Annotated in this window: 26 protein-coding genes; 17 read left to right on the forward strand and 9 right to left on the reverse strand. The window is 64.2% G+C overall.

The genetic code is table 11. The features are described 5' to 3' along the window. Positions 1-2 precede the first annotated feature (2 nt). Together EPD80_RS04000 and EPD80_RS04005 are read right to left on the reverse strand one after the other, a co-directional pair. Complete coding sequence (locus EPD80_RS04000; RefSeq protein ID WP_221928833.1) at positions 3-920, reverse strand: PP2C family protein-serine/threonine phosphatase; 918 nt, start codon at positions 918-920, stop codon at positions 3-5. Beyond that, the gene (locus tag EPD80_RS04005; protein ID WP_142803735.1) at positions 920-1,858 is read right to left on the reverse strand and encodes a serine/threonine protein kinase; all 939 of its coding nucleotides are present in this window, start codon (positions 1,856-1,858) and stop codon (positions 920-922) included. The genes EPD80_RS04000 and EPD80_RS04005 overlap by 1 nt, the downstream gene beginning before the upstream one ends. Positions 1,859-1,920: 62 nt before the next feature. Here EPD80_RS04005 and EPD80_RS04010 point away from each other — a divergent pair, with 62 nt between their 5' ends. From EPD80_RS04010 to EPD80_RS04055, 10 genes are all read left to right on the forward strand, one after another. Then, positions 1,921-2,772, forward strand: coding sequence for a YicC/YloC family endoribonuclease (locus EPD80_RS04010; RefSeq protein WP_221928834.1), 852 nt, complete (start codon positions 1,921-1,923; stop codon positions 2,770-2,772). Then, on the forward strand, positions 2,769-3,095 hold the full coding sequence (locus tag EPD80_RS11560) for a nucleotidyltransferase family protein (protein ID WP_142809616.1): 327 nt from the start codon (positions 2,769-2,771) through the stop codon (positions 3,093-3,095). The genes EPD80_RS04010 and EPD80_RS11560 overlap by 4 nt, the downstream gene beginning before the upstream one ends. Then, complete coding sequence (locus EPD80_RS04020; protein WP_142809618.1) at positions 3,061-3,435, forward strand: HepT-like ribonuclease domain-containing protein; 375 nt, start codon at positions 3,061-3,063, stop codon at positions 3,433-3,435. The genes EPD80_RS11560 and EPD80_RS04020 overlap by 35 nt, the downstream gene beginning before the upstream one ends. Then, positions 3,432-4,052 carry a guanylate kinase gene (gene gmk, locus EPD80_RS04025; RefSeq protein ID WP_185957700.1) on the forward strand — a complete coding sequence of 207 codons (621 nt, stop codon included), beginning with the start codon at positions 3,432-3,434 and terminating at the stop codon, positions 4,050-4,052. The genes EPD80_RS04020 and gmk overlap by 4 nt, the downstream gene beginning before the upstream one ends. Before the next feature lie 4 nt (positions 4,053-4,056). Beyond that, entirely contained in the window at positions 4,057-4,275 is a 219-nt protein-coding gene (gene rpoZ, locus EPD80_RS04030; RefSeq protein ID WP_142809620.1) for a DNA-directed RNA polymerase subunit omega, read from the forward strand. A gap of 5 nt (positions 4,276-4,280) precedes the next feature. Then, complete coding sequence (locus EPD80_RS04035; protein ID WP_142809622.1) at positions 4,281-6,509, forward strand: RelA/SpoT family protein; 2,229 nt, start codon at positions 4,281-4,283, stop codon at positions 6,507-6,509. 358 nt (positions 6,510-6,867) lie between these two features. After that, positions 6,868-7,917 carry an ABC transporter substrate-binding protein gene (locus EPD80_RS04040; protein ID WP_142809624.1) on the forward strand — a complete coding sequence of 350 codons (1,050 nt, stop codon included), beginning with the start codon at positions 6,868-6,870 and terminating at the stop codon, positions 7,915-7,917. 9 nt (positions 7,918-7,926) lie between these two features. Continuing rightward, positions 7,927-8,730, forward strand: coding sequence for an ABC transporter ATP-binding protein (locus EPD80_RS04045; RefSeq protein ID WP_142809626.1), 804 nt, complete (start codon positions 7,927-7,929; stop codon positions 8,728-8,730). Beyond that, positions 8,711-9,490, forward strand: coding sequence for an ABC transporter permease (locus EPD80_RS04050; RefSeq protein ID WP_142809628.1), 780 nt, complete (start codon positions 8,711-8,713; stop codon positions 9,488-9,490). Before EPD80_RS04045 ends, EPD80_RS04050 begins: the two co-directional genes overlap by 20 nt. 136 nt (positions 9,491-9,626) lie before the next feature. Then, a complete protein-coding gene (locus EPD80_RS04055) occupies positions 9,627-9,944 on the forward strand; it encodes a hypothetical protein (RefSeq protein ID WP_142803972.1) in 318 nt (105 codons plus the stop codon). Positions 9,945-9,953: 9 nt separating this feature from the next. Here the strand turns inward: EPD80_RS04055 and metW are convergent, their stop codons facing one another. Further along, positions 9,954-10,583, reverse strand: coding sequence for a methionine biosynthesis protein MetW (gene metW, locus EPD80_RS04060; protein ID WP_142809630.1), 630 nt, complete (start codon positions 10,581-10,583; stop codon positions 9,954-9,956). A gap of 2 nt (positions 10,584-10,585) precedes the next feature. Continuing rightward, entirely contained in the window at positions 10,586-11,713 is a 1,128-nt protein-coding gene (gene metX, locus EPD80_RS04065) for a homoserine O-succinyltransferase MetX (RefSeq protein ID WP_142809632.1), read from the reverse strand. Positions 11,714-11,947: 234 nt separating this feature from the next. Here metX and EPD80_RS04070 point away from each other — a divergent pair, with 234 nt between their 5' ends. The 4 genes from EPD80_RS04070 to EPD80_RS04085 are packed head-to-tail and all read left to right on the forward strand — an operon-like array spanning position 11,948 to position 15,520. Next, complete coding sequence (locus EPD80_RS04070; protein ID WP_142803975.1) at positions 11,948-12,376, forward strand: MarR family winged helix-turn-helix transcriptional regulator; 429 nt, start codon at positions 11,948-11,950, stop codon at positions 12,374-12,376. Next, on the forward strand, positions 12,369-13,472 hold the full coding sequence (locus EPD80_RS04075) for an HlyD family secretion protein (RefSeq protein WP_142809634.1): 1,104 nt from the start codon (positions 12,369-12,371) through the stop codon (positions 13,470-13,472). The genes EPD80_RS04070 and EPD80_RS04075 overlap by 8 nt, the downstream gene beginning before the upstream one ends. Continuing rightward, positions 13,459-15,012 carry a DHA2 family efflux MFS transporter permease subunit gene (locus EPD80_RS04080; protein WP_142809636.1) on the forward strand — a complete coding sequence of 518 codons (1,554 nt, stop codon included), beginning with the start codon at positions 13,459-13,461 and terminating at the stop codon, positions 15,010-15,012. Before EPD80_RS04075 ends, EPD80_RS04080 begins: the two co-directional genes overlap by 14 nt. A gap of 58 nt (positions 15,013-15,070) precedes the next feature. Beyond that, positions 15,071-15,520 carry a universal stress protein gene (locus tag EPD80_RS04085; protein ID WP_169115431.1) on the forward strand — a complete coding sequence of 150 codons (450 nt, stop codon included), beginning with the start codon at positions 15,071-15,073 and terminating at the stop codon, positions 15,518-15,520. Here EPD80_RS04085 and EPD80_RS04090 read toward each other — a convergent pair. Continuing rightward, on the reverse strand, positions 15,517-16,392 hold the full coding sequence (locus tag EPD80_RS04090) for a ribose-phosphate diphosphokinase (RefSeq protein ID WP_142809871.1): 876 nt from the start codon (positions 16,390-16,392) through the stop codon (positions 15,517-15,519). The genes EPD80_RS04085 and EPD80_RS04090 overlap by 4 nt on opposite strands. Positions 16,393-16,457: 65 nt before the next feature. Between EPD80_RS04090 and EPD80_RS04095 the strand changes: the two genes are divergently transcribed. Continuing rightward, complete coding sequence (locus EPD80_RS04095; protein ID WP_142809637.1) at positions 16,458-17,276, forward strand: acyl-CoA thioesterase; 819 nt, start codon at positions 16,458-16,460, stop codon at positions 17,274-17,276. Between the two features lie 8 nt (positions 17,277-17,284). On the opposite strand, the gene EPD80_RS04100 is transcribed toward EPD80_RS04095, so the two are convergent. From EPD80_RS04100 to EPD80_RS04115, 4 genes are all read right to left on the reverse strand, one after another. Continuing rightward, positions 17,285-18,817 (reverse strand): thymidine phosphorylase family protein, encoded by a 1,533-nt coding sequence (locus EPD80_RS04100; protein ID WP_142809639.1) that lies wholly within the window; start codon positions 18,815-18,817, stop codon positions 17,285-17,287. An 82-nt stretch (positions 18,818-18,899) separates the two neighbouring features. Further along, entirely contained in the window at positions 18,900-19,907 is a 1,008-nt protein-coding gene (locus EPD80_RS04105; RefSeq protein ID WP_142803981.1) for a TRAP transporter substrate-binding protein, read from the reverse strand. Positions 19,908-19,960: 53 nt separating this feature from the next. Further along, positions 19,961-21,244 (reverse strand): TRAP transporter large permease, encoded by a 1,284-nt coding sequence (locus EPD80_RS04110; protein WP_142809641.1) that lies wholly within the window; start codon positions 21,242-21,244, stop codon positions 19,961-19,963. After that, the gene (locus EPD80_RS04115) at positions 21,241-21,876 is read right to left on the reverse strand and encodes a TRAP transporter small permease (RefSeq protein ID WP_142809643.1); all 636 of its coding nucleotides are present in this window, start codon (positions 21,874-21,876) and stop codon (positions 21,241-21,243) included. Before EPD80_RS04115 ends, EPD80_RS04110 begins: the two co-directional genes overlap by 4 nt. A 383-nt stretch (positions 21,877-22,259) precedes the next feature. Here EPD80_RS04115 and EPD80_RS04120 point away from each other — a divergent pair, with 383 nt between their 5' ends. Both EPD80_RS04120 and EPD80_RS04125 read left to right on the forward strand, forming a co-directional pair. Further along, positions 22,260-22,733, forward strand: coding sequence for a formate dehydrogenase subunit gamma (locus EPD80_RS04120; RefSeq protein ID WP_221928836.1), 474 nt, complete (start codon positions 22,260-22,262; stop codon positions 22,731-22,733). Next, positions 22,730-24,286, forward strand: a complete 1,557-nt coding sequence (locus tag EPD80_RS04125) for a formate dehydrogenase beta subunit (protein ID WP_142809647.1) — start codon at positions 22,730-22,732, stop codon at positions 24,284-24,286. The genes EPD80_RS04120 and EPD80_RS04125 overlap by 4 nt, the downstream gene beginning before the upstream one ends. Positions 24,287-24,297 lie beyond the last annotated feature (11 nt).

Here is a 24,297-nt window from a genome sequence, read left to right on the forward strand (position 1 = left end):
CATCATCCCTTGAATTTCTGGATCGTCTCGTTGATCTCGCGGATCGCCCGTTCGATCTCCTCGGCGTCCATGGGTTCGGCCGAAAAAGTCGGCTGATGCGGCACGGAAAAAGCCGTGGTCACCTGGTCGAGCGCCATGGTCTCGGTGGAAACCGTGTCCGGCGCCAAGGAGGGTTCGCCCTCCTCCCAACGCATGGCGATGAGCGAGACGTTGTCCGAGTTGGGCCCCGCCTCCATCTCCGCCTGCTCCACCAGTTCGGGCACCACCTGCACGAGCGGTCCGCGCGCGAGGCGCTCGGCGATCTCCTCGTCGTCGAGCACGCCCCACAGGCCGTCGGAACACAGCGCGATCACGTCCCCAGCCTGCAACACCGTCCGCCGGCCGAAGTCGATGTGCGGCAAAGTCTCCCCGCCGAGCGAACAATAGAGGCGGTTGCGGCTGTCGTGCGTGCGCAACTGGGCTTCGCTCAGCACCCCCTGATCGATCAGAAGTTGGGCGTGCGAATGGTCGATCGTGCGGGCGAGCACCTTACCTCGGCGAACGTGATAGAGCCGCGAGTCGCCCACGTGCGCCCACCAGGCATACCCCCCTTCCTGCACGAGGCAGGTGACGACCGTGGCCCGAGGATTGCCGGCGATGTGATTCACCCGGGCGTATTCCAGGATCGCATAGTGCGCATTGATGATCGCCTGCGACAAAAAACTCAGAGGATCGTCGACTCGGGGCTTGGCGTGGAGCCGAAACGCCTGGATGAGGCTCTGCAGCGCGATCTGGGCCGCCACTTCGCCGGCCGCGTGCCCCCCCATCCCGTCGGAGAGCACCATGATGAGCGCCTCGCGCGAATAGGCGTAGCCCACCCGGTCCTCGTTCACCGGCCTTCCACCCACGCTCGTGGCCTGATGGATGGAGAATTTCATCATTAGGCTCCTTCGTGCAGCGAGGGCATCATCGACCGATACTCGGTGGCGGCCACGAGGAAGGGCACGTAAGCCGAGAGTACCTTCTGCACCGCATAAGCGCTCTGCGGCCGCTGCTCGGGCTCGAGCTGCATCAAGTCGACGATGAGATCGATCAACTCCGGCGTATAGCGCTCACGGTACGGGGCGAGCCGCTGCGGCAAATCGTCTTTCTCTTGCCGCGCCTCTGCGCGCGGCGGCGCCTGCCCGGTGACGCAGGTATAGAGCGTGGCGCCGAAACTGTAGAGATCGGTCCATGGTCCGATGAGCTCACGCTTGCCGCTGAGCTGCTCGGGCGGCGCGTAGCCAGGCGTAAACATCGTGCGCACCCATGCCTGGTCGGACGACAAGCTCTGACGCGCCGAACCGAAGTCGATCAATACCGGGTCGCCATTGCGGCGCAGATAGATGTTGGCCGGCTTCAGGTCGAGGTGCAACAGCTTGTGCGTATGCACCTCGCGCAGCCCCGAGAGCACCCGCAAACCCATCGCCCGAATGAAGCTCTCGCGCAGTCCCCCTTTTTTCTGCCGGACGTACTGCAAGAGGGTGCGCCCCTCCTCGTACTGCATCACCATATAGACGGTCTGGTTTGCCCGAAAGAAGTTGAGCACCCGGATCACGTTGGGGTGGTTGATGCGCGCGAGCGACCGCCCCTCCTCGAAGAAACACTTCAACCCGAAGAGAAAGGCCCGCTCACAATCGGGCAGGATCTCCGGCTCGATCTCACCCTCTTCCCGTCGCGCCAAGGTATGCGGCAAATACTCTTTGATCGCCACCGTCTTCCCCTCGCGATCGCGAGCGCGATAGACGAAGGAAAATCCCCCCTTGGCGAGCAGATCGACGATGCGGTAGCCCTCCACGAGCCACCCAACGGGCAACGGAGCGTTTTCTTGTGTCGACATGGTCTGACCGGGTATGATAAACCGCCTCGGACGAAGCGTGGAATGACTCAATGATACACAGTATGACAGGGTTTGCCAGCGCGCAAGCCCAAATCGGCTCTCGGCTCCTGCGCCTCGAACTGCGCAGCGTCAACGGCCGATTTCTCGATCTCCATTTCCGCCTACCCGAGGACTGGCGCGCCTTCGAGCCGCTGCTGCGCGAACGCCTGCAAAAGGCGCTCGGTCGCGGCAAGGTCGAATGCCGGCTCGACGTACAAAGCGCCCCGGTGCAAGCAGCGCTCACGCTCGACCCCACCGCCCTGCAGGCGCTCGCCCTCACCCAGACCGAGATCCATCGATTCCTCCCCGAAGCGGCCTCCCTCACGGCGGGCGAGATCCTACGCTGGCCCGGTGTGGTGCGCGAACCCGAGCTCGATCCCGAGGAAACGCAACGGCGCCTGCTCGAGCTGCTCGAGACGGCGCTCGCCGAACTCCTCGCACACCGCGCCCGCGAGGGCGAGGCGCTCGCCGCCGCCATCCGCGAACGCGCCACGGCCATCGCCGAGCTCGTCGAACGCGCCCGCGCGCTCGCACCCGAAGCCGTCGAAGCGCAACGGCAAAAGCTCCTCGATGCCCTCGCCGCCCTGGGCCAGACCCCCGATCCCCAGCGCGTGGAACAGGAAGTCGCCCTCGTCGCCCAGCGCCTCGACGTGATGGAAGAACTCGACCGCCTCTCCTCCCACCTCCAAGAGCTCGAACGCACGCTCACGCGCGGCGGCCCCGTCGGCAAACGGCTCGACTTCCTGCTGCAGGAATTCAACCGCGAAGCCAACACGCTCGCCGCCAAAGCCGGCAGCCTGGCGCTGTCGCGCCTCGCACTCGAGATGAAAGTACTCATCGAACAGATCCGCGAACAAGTGCAGAACCTCGAATGAACGAGCAGCCGCTAGCCGATCTCCCGAAAACCGAGCTCGACATCCTCTGCCGTCGTTACCACGTGCGTCGACTCGCTTTTTTCGGTTCTGCCATTCGGGACGATTTCGGCCCTACCAGCGATATCGACGTCCTCGTCGAATTTCAACCCGGCTGCACCCCAGGCTTCGCCTTTGCACGCCTGCAACGCGAGCTCTCCCGCTTGCTCGGACGACCGGTCGATCTCCACACCCCCCGCAGCCTGAGCCGATATTTTCGGGACGAAGTGCTGCGCACCGCCCAGATCCAATATGAAGCGCCCTCCGAGTCGCCCCAAACTCGATGATACCGCCCGCATCCGCCACATGCTGGATGCGGCTCGACGCGCACTCGAGCTGGCTCGGGGCAAACCGATCGCCGACCTTCTGCCGGAAGACGAAACTGCCCTGGCCTTGGCCCGCCTCCTCGAAATCCTGGGTGAAGCCGCCCGCCAGGTCACGCCGGCCACCCGTATTCGCCACCCCGCCATTGCATGGCGTGACATTGCCGATACGCGCAACCGCATCATCCACGAATACTTCGACGTCGATTTGGAAATCATCGCCTCCATCGTCGAACATGATCTACCCGAGCTGATTCCCGCGCTGGAGGCAGTCTTGAACGAACTGGCGGAACGCAATCCATGATCCCCCTTGGCACCCTCTACATCGTCACCGCCCCCTCGGGCGCCGGCAAGACCACCCTCGTACACGCCGTGCTCGAGCGCGAACCGGGGCTCGCCCTCTCCATTTCCTACACCACCCGCCCCCCTCGGCCGGGCGAAATCGACGGGCGCGACTACCGCTTCATCGACCGAGAAGAATTCCTGCGCCTGCGCGATCGCGGCGAACTTCTCGAATGGGCCGAAGTCCACGGAAACTACTACGGCACCTCCCGTACCTGGATCGAAGACCAATTGCAGCAAGACCGCGACGTGCTGCTGGAAATCGACTGGCAGGGAGCACGCCAGGTGCGGCGGATATTCCCTCAAGCCGTGAGCGTATTCATCCTGCCGCCCTCGATCGCAACGCTGGAAGCCCGACTGCGCGGTCGCGGCACCGACAGCGAAGCCACCATCGCCCGGCGGCTGGCCGCCGCCCGTGAAGAAATGCGCCACGTCGAAGAATTCGACTACGTTATAATCAACGATCGACTCGAGCGCGCCATCGACGAGCTCACCGCCGTCGTACGCGCCGTCCGCCTGCGGCTACCGGTGCAAAAGCGCCGCCACGCCGCCTACTTCACCCAACTCCTACAGGAATGACCCCATGGCCCGCATCACCGTCGAAGATTGCCTCAAAAACATCCCCAACCGCTTCGAGATGACGCTCGCCGCCGCCGCCCGCGCGCGCCAGCTCTCCATCGGCGCCGAGCCCCTCATCGCCCTGGACCGGGGGCGCGAGCGGGACAAGCCCACCGTCATCGCGCTGCGCGAGATCGCCGCCGGCAAGGTCGGCCGCGACATCCTCGAACGCGCCCAGAACTGACCGCCATGCCCACCGCCGAGACCGCCTGCCAGCCCACTGCAGCCCCCTCGGCGGAAGCGCCGTTCGTCGACGTCGAGATCCCTGAAAGCTACGGCGCCCTGCGCGACAAGCTCCTCGGCTACCTCCCCCCCGCCGAAGTCGAGCGCATCGACGCCGCCGCCCGCTTCGCCGCCTGGTCGCACCAAGGCCAGAAGCGCGCGAGCGGCGAGCCCTACGTCACCCATCCCATCGCCGTCGCCTCCATCGTCGCCGACTGGAAGCTCGACGCCTCCGCCATCATCGCCGCGCTGCTGCACGACGTGATGGAAGACGCCCATATCCGCAAGAGCGAGCTCGCGCACCACTTCGGCCCCGTGGCGGCCGAGCTCGTCGATGGCCTCACCAAGATCGAGCAGCTCGAGAGCCAGAGCCTCGAAGACAACCAAGCGGAAAATTTCCGCAAGATGCTGCTCGCCATGGCGCGCGACCTGCGCGTCATCCTCATCAAGCTGGCCGACCGCACGCACAACATGCGCACGCTGGGCGCCGTCGCCCCCGCCAAGCGCCGCCGCATCGCCCAGGAAACCCTCGAAATCTACGCGCCCATCGCCAACCGGCTCGGGCTCAACACGCTCTACCGCGAACTCCAGGATCTCGCCTTCCAGCACCGCCACCCTTGGCGCCATGCCGTACTCGCGCACGCCGTCGAAGCCGCGCTCGGGGCACGCGACGAACTCCTCGACAAAATCCGCGCGCTCATCGAACGCCAACTCGTCGTCTGGGGGATCCAGGCCCAGATCAGCAGCCGACGCAAACATCTCTACTCCATCTACCAGAAGATGCGCACCAAGCACCTGCGTTTCGAGCAGGTGCTCGACCTCTTCGGCTTTCGCATCGTCGTGCCCGACGAAAAAAGCTGCTACCTCGCCATCGGCGCGCTGCACGCCGCCTTCAAGCCGGTGCCCGGCAAATTCAAGGACTATCTCGCGCTGCCCAAGCCCAACGGCTACCAGTCGCTGCACACCACCGTCATCGGCCCGCAAGGCATTCCCGTCGAAATTCAAGTACGCACCCAGATCCAGCACCGGCTCGCCGAAGACGGCGTGGCCGCCCACTGGATCTACAAGGATGCCGGCGAGCGCGTCGACGCCTTCGAACGCCAGACCCACGCCTGGCTGCAATCGCTCGTGCAACTGCAATCGAACGACCCCGAAGCGCGCGACTTCCTCGAAAGCTTCAAAATAGACCTGTATCCCGACGAAGTCTTCGTCTTTTCCCCGCGCGGCGAGATCTTCGCCCTGCCACGCGGCGCCACCCCCGTCGATTTCGCCTACGCCATCCACACCGACGTCGGCCACCGCTGCATCGCCTGCCGCATCAACGGCGAGCTCATGCCGCTGCGCACCGAGCTCGACAACGGCGACCGGGTCGAGATCATCACATCCTCCTATCCCAGTCCCAACCCCGCCTGGCTCAACTACGTACGTACCGCCAAGGCCCGCGCCGAGATCCGCCATTTCCTGCGCCACCAGAAAAACGAGCAAGCCGTCTCGCTCGGCGAACGCATGCTCGACCAGGCACTGCGCCCGCACGGCCTCACGCTCGGACAAATCAGCGTCTTCGCCTGGGACCGGCTCCTGCGCCAGCACACCGGCCGCAGTAAGAAACAACTCCTCGAAGACATCGGCCTCGGGCGCATCAACCCGGCGCAGATCGCCGAAGAGCTCACCCACGCGCAAGACCTCGAATCCGGCCGTCCCGGCGTGCTCAAACCCCGTGCCTCCGGCCCCGTGCTCATCCGCGGCGACGAGGGCCAAGCCGTCGTTTTCGCCCGCTGCTGCCATCCCCTGCCCGGCGACCCCATCGTCGGCCTCCTCAGCAAAGGGCAAGGGCTGGAGATCCATCGCCACGACTGCCCCCGCCTGCGCCGCCAGGGTGGCGAGCGGCGCTGGATCGACGTCGACTGGGACCCCAACCGCCCCGAAACCACCCGCTTCGAAGTGGGCCTACGCGTGCTCGCCCGCGACGCCGTCGGCATGCTCGCGCGCATCACCGCCGCCATCGCCGCCGAGCACGGGCACATCCTCGCCGTACAGATGGAAGCCCATCAGGGACTATATCTCGCCATCTCCTTCACCCTCCAAGTCGCCGACCGCATCCACCTCGCCCGCATCATGCGCGCGATCCGTCGCGTGCCTGAAGTCGTTCGCCTACAGCGCGACCTCGACGCCCAGAGGGGACTCCAGCGCACCTGAACCCAAGCCGAGCGATCACTACGCCCCTCGGCGGCCTGAGGTATTGGCATCCCACCCGGTGATGTATTACATTTCACACACCACGCCCATCTGATCCCCTTGCGCGCAGTAAGCTAGGGAGACGCTGAAGAAATGAGCGAGCGGGATGAAGCGCAAGGCGTTTGGTGCGCAGCGACCGAGACATATCGAGTGGATAGGCGAGGGAGCGAGTACCGCGCAACGCAGCGATTCGCCCGCGCAACCAAATATTCAGCGTTTCCCTAGAGTGAGCGCAGGAACATACTGCCATGGCAGTTTCCAGCAGGGCGCCCAAAGTAGCATAACCATTCGCCATCAAAACATCACGGAGGAGACATCCATGCACGAACCCCTTCGCCTGCGCCACATCGTGGCCAGAATTTTTTTCGCCTTGGTGACATGGCTTGCTTTGGCCACGGTACCGCTTCACGCCGCTCCTCCGGAAAAATCCAAACTGACCATCGCCGTCGGCGGCAAGCCCCTCTTCTACTATCTTCCGCTCTCCGTGGCCGAGCGCCAGGGCTACTTCAAGGATGAAGGGCTCGACGTCACCATCACCGATTTCCCCGGCGGCAGCAAGGCCTTGCAATCCCTGATTGGCGGTTCGGCCGACTTCGTCTCCGGCGCCTACGAACACACCATCGCCCTACAGGCGAAGAACCAGTTCATCCGTTCTGTCGTCGTGCAAGGCCGCTACGCTGGTATCGCCCTGGGCATCCGCAAAGACAAGGCCGCAAATTTCCGCTCGATGAAAGATCTGCAAGGCATGAAGGTTGGCGTGTCCGCGCCCGGTTCCTCCACCCATATTTTCCTGAAAGCCCTGCTTGCCCGTGAAGGACTGCCCCCCGATGCCGCCGCGGCCATCGGGGTCGGCACGGGCAGCAGCGCGGTCGCTGCCGTGCGCAGCGGCAACGTCGATGCCGTCGCTTCCCTCGACCCGGTCACCACCCAACTCGAAACTGCCGGCGACGTCACCGTCGTATACGACACCCGCAAGGAAAGCGATCAACGCGCCCTCTATGGTGACGATTACGCCGCAGCCGTCATCTACACCACCGAAGCCTTCATCGAGCAGAACCCACAGACGGTGCAGGCCGTGGTCAATGCCATGGTGCGTGCGCTGCGCTGGATCCAGCAGGCCACGCCCGACCAGATCGCCGACATTATGCCAAAAGAGTATTACGGCGGGAATGAAGCCCTCTATCGCCAGGCGCTGGCGAAGAACTATGCCTCTTTCTCGCCGGACGGGCGCATGACGCTCGCTGCGGCGCAAAACGTCCATAAAGTGCTCGCCACCTTCGACCCGGCCGTCCAGCAAGCCGGCAAGCTGGATCTCGAACGCACCTTCACCAACCGTTTCGTCGACGCCGCGCTGAAGAAGATCCCTTGAGCGTCCGAGATGACTGCTGCCATCGAATTCGATCAGGTGAGCGTCGTTTTTCCGGCGCGCGAACGCGGCGGCGCCCCATGGCGGGCGATCGCCCATACCTCCTTGAGCGTCGAAGTGGGTGAATTCGTCTCGGTCGTCGGACCCACCGGCTGCGGCAAGAGTACGCTGCTCAACCTTGCCGCCGGGCTGCTTGCGCCGTCCGCGGGAACGGTACGCGTCTTCGGGCAGCCGCTCATCGGCATCAACCGCCGCGCCGGCTACATGTTTCAGACCGATGCCCTGTTGCCCTGGCGCACCGCCCTCGACAACGTCACGTTCGGCTTGGAACTGCGCGGTGTGCCGCGAACCGAAGCAAACGAACGCGGCCGCTACTGGCTCGCCAAAGTGGGGCTCGCGCACGCGGCCGAGCGCTATCCGCATCAACTCTCTGGGGGAATGAAAAAGCGCGTCGCCATGGCGCAGACGCTCATCGTCGAACCCGATATCCTGCTGATGGACGAACCCTTCTCGGCGCTCGACGTACAGACGCGGCAACTCATGGAAAACGAGCTGCTCGCGCTGTGGCAAGCCGAGCGCCGCAGCGTGCTTTTCATTACCCACGACCTGGAGGAGGCGATCGCCCTCTCGGATCGCGTCGTCGTGCTCTCGGCCGGTCCCGATACGCATCCCATCGGAGAATTTCCTATCGATCTCGCGCGTCCCCGCGACGTGGCCGAGATTCGCCTCACCCCTGAATTTCTCGGCATCCATGAACGCATCTGGGCCGTCTTGCGCGACGAGGTTCTCAAGGGTTATGTCCAAACGACCACCTAAACTCTGGCCCTGGCAGGTGGCGCTCGCACTCTTCGTCTTTGCCGCCTGGTGGGGGCTCACCGCCACGCACATCCTCTCGCCCTTCTTCTTCGGCGAACCGCTCGTGGTACTGCAGCGCATCGTTCAGTGGTTCGCCAGCGGCAGCATCTGGCCCCACTTGGGCGTGACGCTCTTGGAGACCTTGCTCGCCTTCGTCCTAGGCACGGTGCTCGGCGTGGCCATCGGGCTATGGCTCGCGCTTGCCCCCGTGGCCTCGGCCCTCGCCGATCCCTATATCAAAGCGGCCAACGCCATGCCGCGTGTGATCCTCGCGCCGATCTTCTCGGTCTGGTTCGGCCTGGGCATCGCCTCGAAAGTGGCGCTTGGAGTGACGCTCGTCTTCTTCATCGTGTTTTTCAACGTCTATCAAGGCATCCGCGAAGTAAGTCCGGTGATCCTCGCCAACGCCCGCATGCTCGGCGCCAACCGCCGTCAGCTATTGCGTCACATTTACCTGCCGTCGGCCACCGCGTGGGTTTTCTCTTCGCTTCATACCTCGGTGGGCATGGCTTTCGTCGGCGCGGTAGTGGGAGAATACTTGGGATCGGCCAAGGGTGTGGGTTATCTGATCCTGCAAGCCGAAGGCACTTTCGACATCAACTCGGTCTTTGCCGGCATCCTCGTGCTGACGGCCTTCGCATTGCTGCTCGATGCACTCGTGACGCTGACCGAACGCCGTCTCCTCAAATGGCGCCCACCAACCATCGCCGAAACCCTCTGAGCCGCGCTTTCTGGCGCGGGGCAGGAATTGGTTGCCCCCTACGCCCTTCGGCTGCGCCATAGACTACAATGCAACACGATCCAGAATGTACACGAAAACGACTTATCCATTCATCATCGAAACAGGAGAAGTTTCCATGTCCCACGTCGTCAAAGTAGTCTTCGGGCCCGGTCGCGAATACGAGTTCTACACCAATTCGGAGGCCGTCGAAGCGCTCGATCGCAACGTCGCCAAAGAATGGCTGGTGCGTGAGATGGAAGCGCTCGAGTGCGATCAACCCAACCCGATGGGCAAGGTGCTCGTGGTCGACCTGATTCTCAACCTCGCCAAATGCGCGGGTGAAGCACGCTTTGCCGAGGGGGGCGAATGGGCCCAGACCTTCGCGCAGGTCGTGGCGCGCCTGCTTGATCGCCCTGTCTCGCGCATCGACGTCGAGAACTTCACCGTGGGGTGATGCACCCGCTCAAGGTGCGGCGCGGCCGATGCGGGCAATCGCCAGGGCGGCAAGAAAATTCAGATCTTCCTGCACCGGCCGCCCCTGATCGTCGAAGCCGCGCCATTCGCGCACTTCGATGTCGAGCAAGCTGCACAAGGTGGTGAAATCGGCCACGGTGAAGAAACGCACATTGGGCGTATTGAACCACTGATGCGGCAGGCTCTCCGACACGGGCATGCGTCCCTCGAGGATGCTCTTGCGGTGTTTCCAAAACGCGAAGTTGGGGAAGCTCACGATCGCTTCGCGCCCCACACGCAACATCTCCCGCAAGATGCCTTGGGTATTGTGCATGGCCTGCAGCGCCTGGCTCATGATGACGTGGTCGAAATGCCCGTCCTGCAGGTCGGCGAGCCCCTCGTCGAGGTCGCTCTGGATGACGTTGATGCCGCGCTCGATGCAGGCGACGATGCGGGCCGGATCGTTCTCGATGCCATAGCCGACCACCCCCTTGGTGTCGATGAGATGGCGCAGCAGCACCCCGTCGCCGCAGCCCAGGTCGAGCACGCGCTCGCCCGGCGCGATCCATTCGGTGAGCGCCAACAGGTCGGGGCGCAGCGTCGGCGCACGGTGCACGGTTTCGCGGTCGGAAGTCGCCATGGTCACACCTCGATCCGATTGAAATAAGCGCGCAGCACCGCATGGTAGCGCGGATGCTCCAGCAGGAAGGAATCGTGCCCGGCCTTGCTGTCGATCTCGGCGTAGCACACGTCTTTTCCCGAGTGCACCAGGGCCGAGACGATCTCGCGGCTACGCGCTGGCGAGAAGCGCCAGTCGGTGGTAAACGCCACCACGAGGAAAGCCGCCTCGGCACGCGCGAGGGCCGCCGCCAGATCGCCGCCGTAGTCGGCCGCCGGATCGTAGTAGTCCAGCGCCCGCGTGGTGAGCAAATAGGTGTTCGCATCGAAGAACCGGGCGAACTTGTCCCCTTGATAGCGTAGATAAGATTCGATTTCGAATTCGGTGTCGTACGAATAGCGGGTGATCCCATGGCGCAAGGCACGCCCGAATTTCTCGGCCATGGCGTCGTCGGAAAGGTAGGTGATGTGCCCGATCATGCGCGCCAGCCTCAATCCCTGCTTGGGCACCACGCCGTGCTCGTAGTAGTTGCCGCCGTGGAAATCAGGGTCCGAGAGGATGGCCTGGCGCGCCACCTCGTTGAAGGCGATGTTCTGCGCCGAGAGCTTGGGCGCGGTGGCGATCGCCAGCACGTGGCGCACACGCTCGGGATGCTGCAGCGACCAGGAGAGCGCCTGCATGCCGCCGAGCGAGCCCCCGATCACCGCGGCGAAGCGCTCGATACCCAGCCGATCGGCGAGCCGCGCTTGGGCATTGACCCAATCCTCCACCGTCACGAAGGGGAAGTCCGCCCCCCAGGGTTTGCCGGTGGCCGGATTGATCGACACCGGCCCGGTCGAGCCGAAACAGCCTCCGAGATTGTTCACCCCGATGACGAAGAATTTCTCGGTGTCGAGCGGCTTGCCCGGTCCGACGAGGTTGTCCCACCAGCCGACGTTGTGCGGGTCGTCACGATAGACCCCGGCGACGTGGTGCGAACCCGACAGCGCATGGCACACGAGCACGGCGTTGCTGCGCGCGGCGTTCAGCGTCCCGTAGGTTTCATAGACCAGGTCGTACTGCGGCAGGACCCTTCCGGCCTTGAGTGGTAGCGGTTCGTCGAAATGCGCTTTTTGCGCCTCGACGAACCCCACGGAACGAGGATGCTTCATGCGGCGGCTCCCGTAGACGAAAAAGCCCAGCGACATGCGGGCGCCGGGCGATCCCGCTTTAGCTGCATTTGTAAGGCGCCCGCAAGCTGAGGCTCAAATCGGCGCCATGTGGATCGAACCATAGCGCGCCCCCCGGGCGATGTCAAGGTGAGCGCACGACGCTGACGCAGCATGGTTTGACACTGCGACATCACGATCATTATAATGAACCTTGTTAGCTAGCCAATAATTACGATGAACACTACCAACAATTTCGGCGTTCTGCTGCACGAAGTCGCCCGCTATTGGCGGGCCGAGCTCGACCGACGTCTGCGCCATCTGGGCCTGTCGCAATCGCAATGGCTGGTGCTGATCAAGCTGCCCGACGAAGGCATGACGCAGACTGTGCTCGCGCGCAAAGTCGGCATCGAAGGCTCTACGCTCGTGCGCCTGCTCGATCGTCTGCAGGCCAACGGCTGGATCGAGCGGCAAGACGTCCCCGGCGATCGGCGCGCCAAGCGCGTCGTCCCAACAGCCAAGGCCAAGACGCTGCAGCATGAAGTCGCCGTGATCGCCCAGGAGCTGCGCGAGCAGTTGCTCGAAGGCATCGAGCCGGAGTGCGTCGCCATCGCCGCCAAGGTGCTATCGCAGCTGCGCCAGAAGCTCGAGAACCTCCATGATTGACCGCGTCAAATCCGTCTTTGCCGGGCATCCCCGGCTGCGTCGCGTGCTGTTGATCCTCGTCTCGCTCGTCCTGCTCGCGTGGATCGCCAGCATCGTCCACTACCGCCTCACCCACATCAAAGAGACCGACGCTCGCGTGGCGGCCGAAATGATCACCATCGCCCCACGCTTGGCGGGCTGGCTGGTCGAACGCCCCGTGATGGAAGGCGATCTCATCCGCAAAGGTCAAGTACTGGCGGTGCTCTATCGTGAGCCCTCCCACTTGAAGGTCCGCGCGCAAGAAGCGGCGCTGGCTGCCACCGAAAAGGAAATCGAACGCTTGGAGAGCCTGCTCGCCGAACGGCGTGCCGTGACCCGAGCCGCCGTACAAGAAGCCGACAGCGGTGTGAAGACGGCCGAAGAGGCGCTCAAGGCGGCACAGATCGAGCGCAGCAACGCTGAGAGCGACTATCGGCGCAACGCGGCCCTGGTAAAACTGCGCGCCGTTCCCGAGCAGCAGGCCGAACACGCCGAGAACGCCTACAAAATCGCCACACAGAACGAAGCCAGCGCCCGGGCCCAGCTCGACGCAGCCAAGGCACGGCTCGCCAAGGCCCAAGCCGACGCCTTGCTCGGCTCGCTCGAGCGGCAGCTCGAACAGGCGAACGTGCATCGCGATCAAGTACGCGCCGAACTCGACCTCGCCCGGCTCGATCTCGAAGACCTCATCCTCACCGCCCCCGTCGATGGCGTAGTCGACCGCACTTTCGCCAACGTGGGTGATTATGTCGCGGCAAGCCAGCGCGTGATGCTCATCCACGATCCCGACAATGTCTGGGTGGAAGCCAACATCAAGGAGACCAAGATCGCCGACGTGCGCCCCGGTCAAGCGGTGGACGTGACGGTCGACGCGCTGCCCGGCCGGGTCTTCCACGGCGAAGTCTGGCTCATCGGCAACGCCGCCACCAGCGCCTTTCAGCTCTTGCCCAACCCCAATCCTTCGGGCAACTTCACCAAGATCACCCAGCGCATCCCGGTACGCATCCGCGTGAAGCAGGAAGACGGACTCCTCAAGCCCGGCATGATGGCCGTCATCTCGATCGATGTCCGCCACTGACGAACTTTCCGGTTTCTTCGAACGGTTTGGGTCGGCCTATCGCTGGCTCGTCATCACGACCACGCTCATGGGCACGATCACGGTCGTGCTCTCCTCGACCATCGTCAACGTGGCGCTACCCGACATCATGGGCGCTTTCGGCATCGGCCAGGACCAGGCGCAATGGATGTCGACCGGGTTCCTCGCGGCGATGACCGCCTCCATGCTCATCAACGCCTGGCTCAACGACGCGATCGGCATCCGCGCCACTTTCGTCGGTTCGATGGCGCTCTTCGCCGCCGCCTCGGTGCTCGGCGGACTCGCTCCCAACGAGAACGTGCTCACCTTCGCCCGCGTCGCCCAGGGGGTCGCGGCCGGCATCATCCAGCCGCTGGCGATGATCATGATCTTCCGCGTCTTTCCGCCGGAAGAACGCGGTACCGCCATGGGCATCTACGGCATCGGCGTGGTGCTCGCCCCGGCGATCGGCCCCGTGCTGGGTGGCTGGCTCATCGACAACTACGACTGGCGCTACGTCTTCTACATGGGCCTGCCCACCTCTTTCCTGGGCATGCTGTTGGGCACCGTCTTCCTGCCTACCCGACTGAGCGGCGTCAAGCGCCGCAGTTTCGATGCCTTCGGCTTCGTGCTGCTCACCGCCTTCCTCGTCACTTCCCTCTATGCGCTCGCCAATGGGCAACGCGAAGGATGGGATTCTGATGTCATCGTCGGTACGGCAACGCTGAGCGTGGCCTTTTTCCTCGCTTTCGTCGCCTGGCTCGCGCGTCGCGCCGAACCTCTGGTGAGCCTGCGCGTTTTCTCGTTCGGTCGCTACAGTGCCGCCTCGCTCGTCGCCTTCCTCTACGGGGCCGGGCTGTACGGGTCGACCTACCTCGTTCCGCTCTTCCTGCAGACCGTGCAGGGCTATACGCCCACGCGCTCGGGACTCCTGCTGATGCCCGCCGGACTCATCCTCGGTCTCGTTTTCCCTATCGCCGGCCGGCTCACCGACCGCTTACCCGCCTATTGGCTGGTGTGCGCCGGCCTCTTCCTCTTCGGGATTTCGAACCTCCTGCTCTATGAAATCGACGTCGACGTCTCCTTCTGGGACATGGCGCTGATGGTGCTGCTGGGACGCGTCGGGCTCGGGGTGATGATGCCGGCCTTGAACGCCGGGGCGCTGTCGGCGTTGCCGCCGGAGCTGCTCGCGCAAGGCACGGGTACCATCAACTTCATGCGTCAGCTGGGCGGCGCTTTCGGCGTGAGCCTCTTGTCGGCGGCCGTCGAAATCCGTTTCGCTTTCCATTCCGCCGCCCTGACCGCCACCCAGACCGAGGCCAACGGCACGACGCGCTACGTGATCCAGATGCTCGAGCAGATTCACGCCGTCGCCGGCGTTCCGCCCTCCCATGCCTATCAGGCGGGCGGCGCCTTGAACTTTCTCGACAAGGTGCTCGCGGCCAAAGCCCAGAGCATGGCTTACAGCGACGGGTTCGCCCTCGTCGGCATCGTCTTCCTGCTCTCCCTGTTGCCCGGTTATTTGATGAAAGGCCGCCGCTGAAACGCCCATGCAATGCCGCACCGATTACACTGAACCCAGGCCAGCCAGAGGGGTCGCCATGACCTACCGTACCATCGTCTTCGCCTACGACGGCAGCGCCGAAGGGCAAGCCGCATTGTCCGAAGGAATCGATCTCGCCGGCCTCGTCGGCGCGCGCTGCCACCTACTCGCGGTGATGGCGGTTCCACCCGAAGCCAAGTATTCCCAAGTAGTGGTTCCGGAAGACTGCCTCGACGAAAACTACGCCCGCATCAATCACATCCTGGAAGAAGGCATCGAGCGCTTCAGAAATGCCGGATTGGAAGTCGACGGAGTCGTCCGAGTGGGCGAAGCGGCACCGGTGATCGGGGAGTATGCCGAAGAAGTGCATGCGGACCTGGTGGTCGTCGGTCACCGCCGGCGTGGCCCCCTCGATCGCTGGTGGCACGGCTCGGTGGGGCACTCGCTGCTCGATACACTGCCGTGCAGCCTGCTGGTGGCGATGAAGCACCAGGAAGCGAACGCCTAAAAGGCGGCAAGAATCGCCTGCGCCATCAGCGGCACCACGCTCACCGCGTTCGTGGGGTGCGCGATCGTGTCGGTGCTCCAGATCGCCTGGGCACCGGCTGCACGCACGGTCTCGAGCGCATCCTCGACGAAGAGCGCGTGCGTCACCGCCACGTCCACCGATGCCGCCCCGGCCGCGCGCAGGGTTCGCACGGTTTGGGCGAGCGTACGCCCCGTGCTCGCCACATCGTCGAGCACCACCACCGCCCGGCCACGGACGTCCAGCCCCTCGGGCAAGGTCACCTCGACGTCCCGGTCGCCGCGCCGCTCCTTCCGCCCCACGGCGTAGTCCAGGCCGACGGCCCGCGCGGCCGCCTCGACCCAGGCGCGCGACTCTTCGTCGGGGCCGACGAGGAGCGGTCGCCCCCGCTCGCGCGCCGCGAGTTCCCCCAAAAGCGGCGCCGCACACAGAGCGAGCGCTGGCGAGACCGGCACGGCCTCGTCGAGGCGGGCGATGCGGTGCAGGTGCGGATCGACGGTGACGAGCGCCTCGACGCAGGACGCGACGAAACGTCCCACCACGAAGGCGCTCGCCACTTCTCCGGGAGCAAACGCCTTGTCTTGACGCAAGTAGGGAAAATACGGTGCCGCCAGCACGATGCGCCGCACCCCCGCCTCGTGCAGCCCCGACCCGGCGAGCAGCAGCTCGACGAGCTTTTCATTGGGATGATCGAGGCCGCGCAGCAGCACGACCTTGTCGGGCAGCCGCTCCGGCAGGCGCAGCTTGATTTCGCCATCGGGGAAACGGTGGCGCTCGATCGGCACCGGTTCGCAACCGATCGCCGAGGCCAGCCGCCGCGCGAAAAGCTCCTCTTCGGGGAAAAACAACAACATCGCCTCGTCGCTCAAGGGTTGACTCCTTCATGATAGAATTTTTTCATCGCCAGGAGAAAAAAATCATGCACGCAACCTCTTCACGTCACCCCTTCGACGAAGCGATCGCCCTCGAGACCATCGGCGAAGACCGTTGGCGTGGATCGACCCATCCAGACTACCGCAATATGGTCGGACCTTACGGCGGCATCACCGCTGCGGTCGCACTTGCGGCCGTCCTTGCCCATCCCCAGTGCCAAGGCGATCCCGTCGCCCAGACGGTGCATTTCGCCGCCCCCGTGGCCGACGGACCCTTCGAGATGCATGCCCGACCCATTCGCACCAACCGTAGCAGCCAACACTGGCTGGTCGAGATGAGGCAAGGGGAGGTGATCCCGGTGTTTGGTACGGCCGTCACGGCCCTCGAGCGCGATACCTGGGAAGCGACCGATGTCATTTTTCCCCAGGTACCCCCCGCTTCGGCCCTCGCGTCGCTCGACACCAACGTGCTCCCTCTGCCCTGGATCCAACGCTACGACATGCGCTTCGTACGCGGCATGATCGGCCAAGATCCCGACCCCGCCCATCCTTCCGAGAGTCTCCTCTGGGTACGCGACGAGCCGCCCCGACCGCTAGACTTCATCGCCCTCGCTTCCCTGTGCGACGTCTTCTTTCCCCGCCTCTACCTCCGTCGCCCACGGCGCGTACCGATCGGCACGGTCACTTTGACCACATACTTTCATGCCAGCGAAGCCATGCTCGCCCAGGTCGGTGACGCCCATGTCCTGGGGATCGCGCGGGGATTACATTACGGCAAAGGATTTTTCGATCAACGCGCCGAAATCTGGAGTCCCGAAGGAAAACTGCTGGCGAGTTCGACCCAGCTCGTGTACTTCAAAGAATGAAACACGCCTCAGAATTCGGTGAAGACCTCGACCACCTCTGACGGGGCCCCGATGCGATAGCCCGTGGCCCGCTCACAGCTGCGCCGCGCGAACAGTAAATCCGCCGGATATTGGGCATAGACGCGGTAGAGCGGCTCGCCTCGGGCAACGGGATCGCCCAGTTTCTTGAACAGATCCACGCCAGCACCCTTGACCTTTGGCGCCCCTGCCTGCCGAGCGATCTGGGCCAGGTGCAAGTTGTCGATTTCGGTGACGACTCCCTCGACGGGCGCCGTCACCTCGAACCATTGCGTCGCAAGCGGCGGCGCATTGTGATCGAACGGTTTTTCTCCCTGCGCCTTGACGATGGCGCGCATCTTGGCCAAGGCGCGTCCCGAATCGAGGATGTCCCGGGCGATGGAGAATCCCTCCCCGCCGCGCACGTCGGGATCGAATTCGATCACTCGGCCGGCGAGCCGCAGAGCTTTCTGCCGCAGATCGATGGGCGCGCGCGGGTCGTTTTCCAACACGCGCATCACGTCGCGCGCTTCCAGTACCGGGCCGATGCCGAATCCCACCGGCTGGCGCCCGTCGGTGATGACCACGTCGATCACCAAGCCCAGCCGGTGCGCCACGTATTCGAAGAGCTTGCGCAGCTGCAGCGCCTCACGCATCGAGCGCACTTTGGCCGTCGGCCCCAAGGGGATGTCGAGCACGAGGTGGGTCGAGCCCGCTGCCACTTTCTTCGAGAGGATGGAGGCCACCATCTGCCCTGGCGCATCGATTGCCAGAGGCCGCTCCACCGAGATGAGCACGTCGTCGGCAGGAGAAAGATTCGCCGTCCCGCCCCAGGCGAGGCAGCCGCGGAGCTGGCGCACGATCCGCTCCATCTTCTCGATGGATAGCTCGACCTCGGCCAGCACTTCCATGGTGTCGGCGGTACCAGCCGGCGAGGTGATCGCCCGGGAGGAGGTCTTGGGGCAGAGCATCCCGTGCGCGGCGACGATGGGCACCACCAGCATGGAAGTACGGTTGCCCGGAATGCCGCCGATGCAGTGCTTGTCGACCACGGGGCGTTCGTGCCAGTCGAGCCGCCGGCCGACCTGGGTCATGGCATCGGTGAGGAAATACACTTCCTCGCGATCGAGCTCGTTGTGGTGCGTGGCCACCACGAAGGCAGTGAGCTCGATCTTGGAATAATGCCGTTCGGCGATGTCCCGAACGATGCCCAAAAACTCCTGCGGACGCAGACGCTCGCCGGAGAGCTTGCGCCGCAGCGCCCCCATGGATTCCGGCGGCTCGGCCTGCGCCACCGTCACCTTCGCCCCTTCGGGCAGGCCCAGCTGGGTGAAAGCCTCGAGCGAAAGCCCGACCTCTGCCACCCCGACGAGGTTCGCGTCATCGACCACGTTGAGCGTGGCGAGGATGTGCCGCTCGCCATTCTGCCCTACTTCGATCTTGGCCAGCGCCTGGAATCCCTCGGCGCGCACGACCGAACACTCCCGGTGCAGATAGGCGACGTTTTCGCGGTAGGTGTCGATGGCCACGCGACGCAGGGCCAACGTGACCGGGCCACCCGATTTGCCGCCGGACGGGGCGGGCGGATGCCCCTCTCTTCGCCCCGTCCCCTGAGTTCCCGCCACGTCAGCGCAAGGATTTGGGATCGAAGCCGGTGGCCTGATAGACCTCTTCGATCACCGAGCGACCGATACGCCCGCTCATCTGCTCATGCACCGGCACGAGCGCCTTCTTCAGCGCCAGCTTCTCCTCGGCGCTCAAGGTGATGATCTCGCTCGTCCCTGCGGCCTTCACCGCCTCGATCGCCTTGGCATTCTCTTCCGCAGCGATATCATTGGCATAAACGGTGGCCTCCTCCATGGCCTTCTCCAGCGCCGCGCGCACCTCATCGGGCAAGCCATCCCAGAAGCGCTTGTTGACAATCACGGCGTAGCCGAGGTAGCCATGATCCGACAGGGTGACGTACTTCTGCACCTCGTGCATTTTTTGGGTATAGAGATTGGAGGGCGGATTTTCGGTCCCATCGACCACCCCGGTCTGCAGGGCCTGATATACCTCGGAGAACGCCATCACCTGCGGGATGGCGCCGAGGGCACGCATCTGCGCCTCGAGCACCTTGGAAGATTGGATGCGCATTTTCAACCCTTTGAAGTCTTCGGGTTTGCGCAGCGGCCGGTTGGCCGAGAACACCTTGAAGCCGTTGTCCCAGTAAGCCAACCCCTTGATGCCCTTCGGCTCGAGCTCGGCGAACAGTTTCTTGCCCACGGGGCCGTAGGTCACCTTGTGCAGGTCTTCATAGCCCTCGAAGATGTAAGGCAGATCGAACACCTCGAACTGACGCACCCCCAAAGGACCGAACTTCGCCAACGAGGGCGCCAGCATCTGCACCGCCCCCATCTGCAGCGCATCGAGTTCTTCCTTGTCCTTGTAGAGCGTACTGTTGGGATAGACCTCGACCTTGACCTTCCCTTCGGTGTATTTTTCGGCCAGCTCCTTGAATTTCAGCGCTCCCTTGCCCTTGGGGGTATCTTCGGCCACCACGTGGCTGAATTTGAGCAGGATGGGTTCGGCCGCCTGCGCCACCCCCATCGTCGCCACCAGCGCCAGCGCGCCGATCATCATTTTCAATTTCATGTTTTCCCTCCCGATGGCATGGAAAATGGACGATGCGAAATCGTCATCACACTTTACATCATTCCCAGCGCCTGGGGCAACGCCAGCGACAAAGTCGGCCAGTACGTGACCAAGACGAGAAAGACGAGCATGGTCAGCAGCCAAGGGATCACGGCACGCGAGGTCTCGCCCAAGCCGGCGCCGGTGATGCCGCTGGCCACGAAGAGATTGAGCCCCACTGGGGGGGTGATCATGCCGATTTCCATGTTGACGGTCATGATCACGCCGAAGTGGATCGGATCGATGCCCAGTGCCACCGCCACCGGAAAGAGAATGGGGGCGAGGATGAGGATGATCGAAGAGGGCTCCATCAGATTGCCCGCCAGGAGCAACAGCACGTTGACCACCAGCAGGAAGCCGACCGGCCCCAACCCCAGATCGATGATCGCCTGCGCGAGCATCTGAGGGATCTGCTCGCTGGTGAGGATGAAAGAAAAGAGCGAAGCCGAGGCGATGATGAAGAAGAGCATGGAGGACATGTTGGCCGAGTCGACCAAGACCCGGGGTACGTCGCGCCAAGTCATGTCACGATAGACGAAAAGCGCAATCACTGCGGCATAGACGGCACTCATGGCCGCGGCCTCGGTGGCAGTGAAGATGCCGGCGTAGATCCCCCCCATGACGATGACGATGAGCAGCAGGCCCCAGAAAGCCTCACGCAGGGCCTGCCATCGCTCGCGCCAGGAGACCTTCGCTTCGCGCGCGAAACCGTGTTTCCTGGCCTGCCAATACGTGATGGCCCCGAGCATGAGCACCAGCACGAGCCCCGGCAGCACGCCAGCCATGAAGAGGGCCCCGATCGAGGTATTGGTCGTGACCGCGTACATCACCATCACGATGGACGGCGGAATGAGGATCCCCAGACCACCGGCCGAAGCCACGGTACCGATCGCGAAACGGCGCGAATAACCCTGTTTGAGCATGGCCGGAATGAGGATGGAACCGATGGCCAGTACCGTGGCCGGAGAAGATCCCGAAACGGCCGCGAAGAGCGCGCAAGCGAGTACCGCCGTCATCCCCAGGCCGCCGGTGACGTGCCCGACCATGGAATTGGCGAACCGGATCATGCGCCTCGCCACCCCGCCGCTCGTCAAGAAGGTGCCAGCCAGGATGAAAAATGGAATGGCGAGGAGCTCGAATTTCTCGATGCCGGTAAACATCTTCAGGGCTACGGATTCGAGCGGCACCGGCGTCCAGAACGCCATATACGTGATGACCGTCAGCCCCAGCGCCACGCCGATGGGCATGCCCACCAGCATGAGCACGAAAAGCATACCGAAGAGAATGGCGGCGCTCATCGGCTCGCTCCCTGCTCGATCGAGGGCGGCACCCCCTCACCCTCGTCCAGCCCCTTGACGTGCGCCACGCGATGCTGCGGCAAGGTGCCGTCACGCCAATAGCCGAGCAAGACTTCGAGGAAACGCCAGCCCATCAAGGCACTGCCCAAGGGGATGGCGAGATATACCATCCAGGAAGGCCATTCCAGATCGGCCGTGAGCGGACCCTCGAAATAGGGCCCGGGATCTCGCCCCAAACCGGTATACCAGGCGTATGCCGCGCCGTTTTCCCATACCAAACGCACACCGTACCACACGAGCAAGCCGCAAAAGAGCAGGCCACATAGCAGCCCCAGAGTGATGCACGCGCGGCGTGCACCGCCATGCAGGCGCATCACCAGTAGATCTACCCCCACGTGAATGCCGGTACGCACGCCATAAGCCGCCCCGAACTTCGCCATCCACACGGCACAGATCATGGCGAATTCCTGCGCCCAGCCGAAATGGAATCCTAAAAGCCAATCTTGCAGGTAAGGGATGGAAAAACCCGCAAGATAGCGATGCGCCACGGCCAGAAAGATGACCAGGGTCGAGATGGCCAGCAGAGCGCCGATGGTGAATTCTTCGAGTCGATCGAGCAGGCGGCGAAACATCCTCCCTCCCGGCAGGGGCGCGCTTGGGCAAAGGCGCGCAGTGTAGCGATCTCCATGGCCGGGCGCCACTAGGGAAACCCCTATAGGGCAGCGCAGCACGTGTCCTCCGACCGTCAGTGGGCATTATAACGGCAGCGCGAACAATCGTCGCGAACGGTTGCAGGACGAGAACGCCCAGAGCGCCAGATGCCAGACTGGTCAAAGGATCGGGGCAGGGGGTAAGGCGGCGTCCGAGCATCGGAGAAGGCCGCCCTGTCCTCGAGCCGCTCATTCGCGTAGCCCCTGGGGTATCCGCCGCGCTCGGCAGAGATCACTCCATCCTCTTGACACAAAAACGGTTTATGCCTCTAATCGAAATTATTGGCTTTTCCGTGGAGCGCGGCATGACCCCTTCGGCGTGGGATGAAACCACCGTCCGGCGCGTGATCGACGCGCACAAAGAGCGGCCCGGTGCGCTGCTGCCCATCCTGCACGCGCTGCAAACCGAATTCGGTCACGTGCCGCGCGGCAGCGTCCCGTTGATCGCCGAGGCGCTCGATCGCTCGCGCGCCGAAATCCACGGCGTGATCAGTTTTTATCCTCATTTTCGCGAGCAAGCGCTCGGGGCGCACGTGCTGCAGATTTGCCGTGGCGAATCCTGCCTGGCCATGGGGGGCGAGCATCTGGCCGAGCATGCCAAGGAACGGCTCGGGTGCGAGTTCCATGGCACGCGCGCCGACGGGGCGGTGACGCTGGAGCCGGTGTATTGCCTGGGGCAATGCGGCTGCTCCCCGGCCCTGCAGTTCGACGGCGAGGTCTACGGGCGTATGACGCCGGCGCGCCTGGACGAACTCTTGCGCGAGAAGGGGTTGGTATGAGCGTGACCGTCTATGTGCCGCGGGATTCGAGCGCACTGGCCGTGGGGGCCGAAGCGCTCGCCGAGGCGATTCAACGCGAAGCCGCGCAGCGCGGGGTCGACCTGCGGCTCGCGCGCAACGGCTCGCGCGGTCTGTTCTGGCTCGAACCTTTGGTCGAAGTCGCCACGCCCGCTGGACGCATCGCCTATGGGCCGGTGCGGGCGCAAGACGTCCCGGAGCTCTTCGATGCGGGGTTTCTCGCAGGAGGGGCGCACCCCACCCGACTCGGACCCATTGAGCAGATCCCCTACCTGCAACGTCAGCAGCGACTGACGTGCGCCCGGATCGGCCTCATCGATCCGCTCGATCTCGACGATTATCTCGCCCACGGCGGCTATCGTGGCCTGCACCGTGCGCTCGAACATGCCCCGGAGGAAATCGTCGCGGCGATCACCGCCTCCGGCCTGCGCGGACGCGGCGGCGCGGCCTTTCCTGCCGGTATCAAGTGGAACACGGTCCGTGAGGCTCCGGGAAACGTCAAATACGTCGTCGCCAATGCCGACGAAGGGGATTCCGGCAGTTTCGCCGATCGGCTGATCATGGAAGGCGACCCCTTCGCCTTGATCGAAGGGATGACCATCGCCGCGCTCGCCGTCGGCGCGACCCAAGGCTATATCTACCTGCGCGTCGAATATCCGCACGCCCACGCTACGTTGGAGCGCGCCCTCGCTACCGCCTACCGCGCCGGCTATCTGGGCGCGGACGTCGCCGGCAGCGGCAAACGTTTCGATTTGGAAGTGAGACTCGGTGCCGGAGCCTATGTCTGCGGCGAGGAGACGGCGCTACTCGAGAGCCTCGAGGGCAAGCGCGGCATGGTGCGCAGCAAACCGCCGCTGCCGGCGCTGCGCGGTCTCTTCGGCCAACCCACGCTCGTCAATAACGTCTTGACGCTTGCCACCGTCCCTTACATCCTCGCCGAAGGGGCCGAAGCCTACCAGCAGCTCGGTGCCGGCCGTTCGCGCGGCACGCTGCCGATCCAGCTCGCGGGCAACATCGCCCGGCCAGGCCTCATCGAACAACCCTTTGGCATCAGCCTGCGCGAGATCCTCTACGACTATGGCGGCGGTTCGGCCACGGGGCGGCCGCTGCGCGCCGTGCAAGTCGGTGGCCCGCTCGGCGCCTATGTACCGGCCGCGCACTTCGACCTCCCCCTCGACTACGAAGTCTTCGCCGCCCAGGGCGCGGTCCTCGGACACGGCAGCATCGTGGCGTTCGACGACACCGTCGACATGGCCCGGATGGCGCGGCACGCCCTGGCGTTCTGTGCCGCCGAATCGTGCGGCAAATGCACGCCCTGCCGCCTCGGTTCGACTCGCGGCGTCGAAGTGATGGACGATGTGCTCGCGGGCCGCCAGGTGGAGACCAAGCTCGCCCTGTTGCGCGACCTCGGCGAGACGATGCGCCTGGGATCGCTCTGCGCGCTGGGTGGCATGACGCCTTATCCGGTGCTCAGCGCCTTGGAGCACTTCCCCGAAGATTTCACGGCCGCCGCTGCCCGCAGTAGGCTGGGCTAGGCTACGTCCGG

This window comes from Tepidiphilus olei (assembly GCF_006980705.1).
Classification (GTDB): Bacteria; Pseudomonadota; Gammaproteobacteria; order Burkholderiales; family Rhodocyclaceae; genus Tepidiphilus; species Tepidiphilus olei.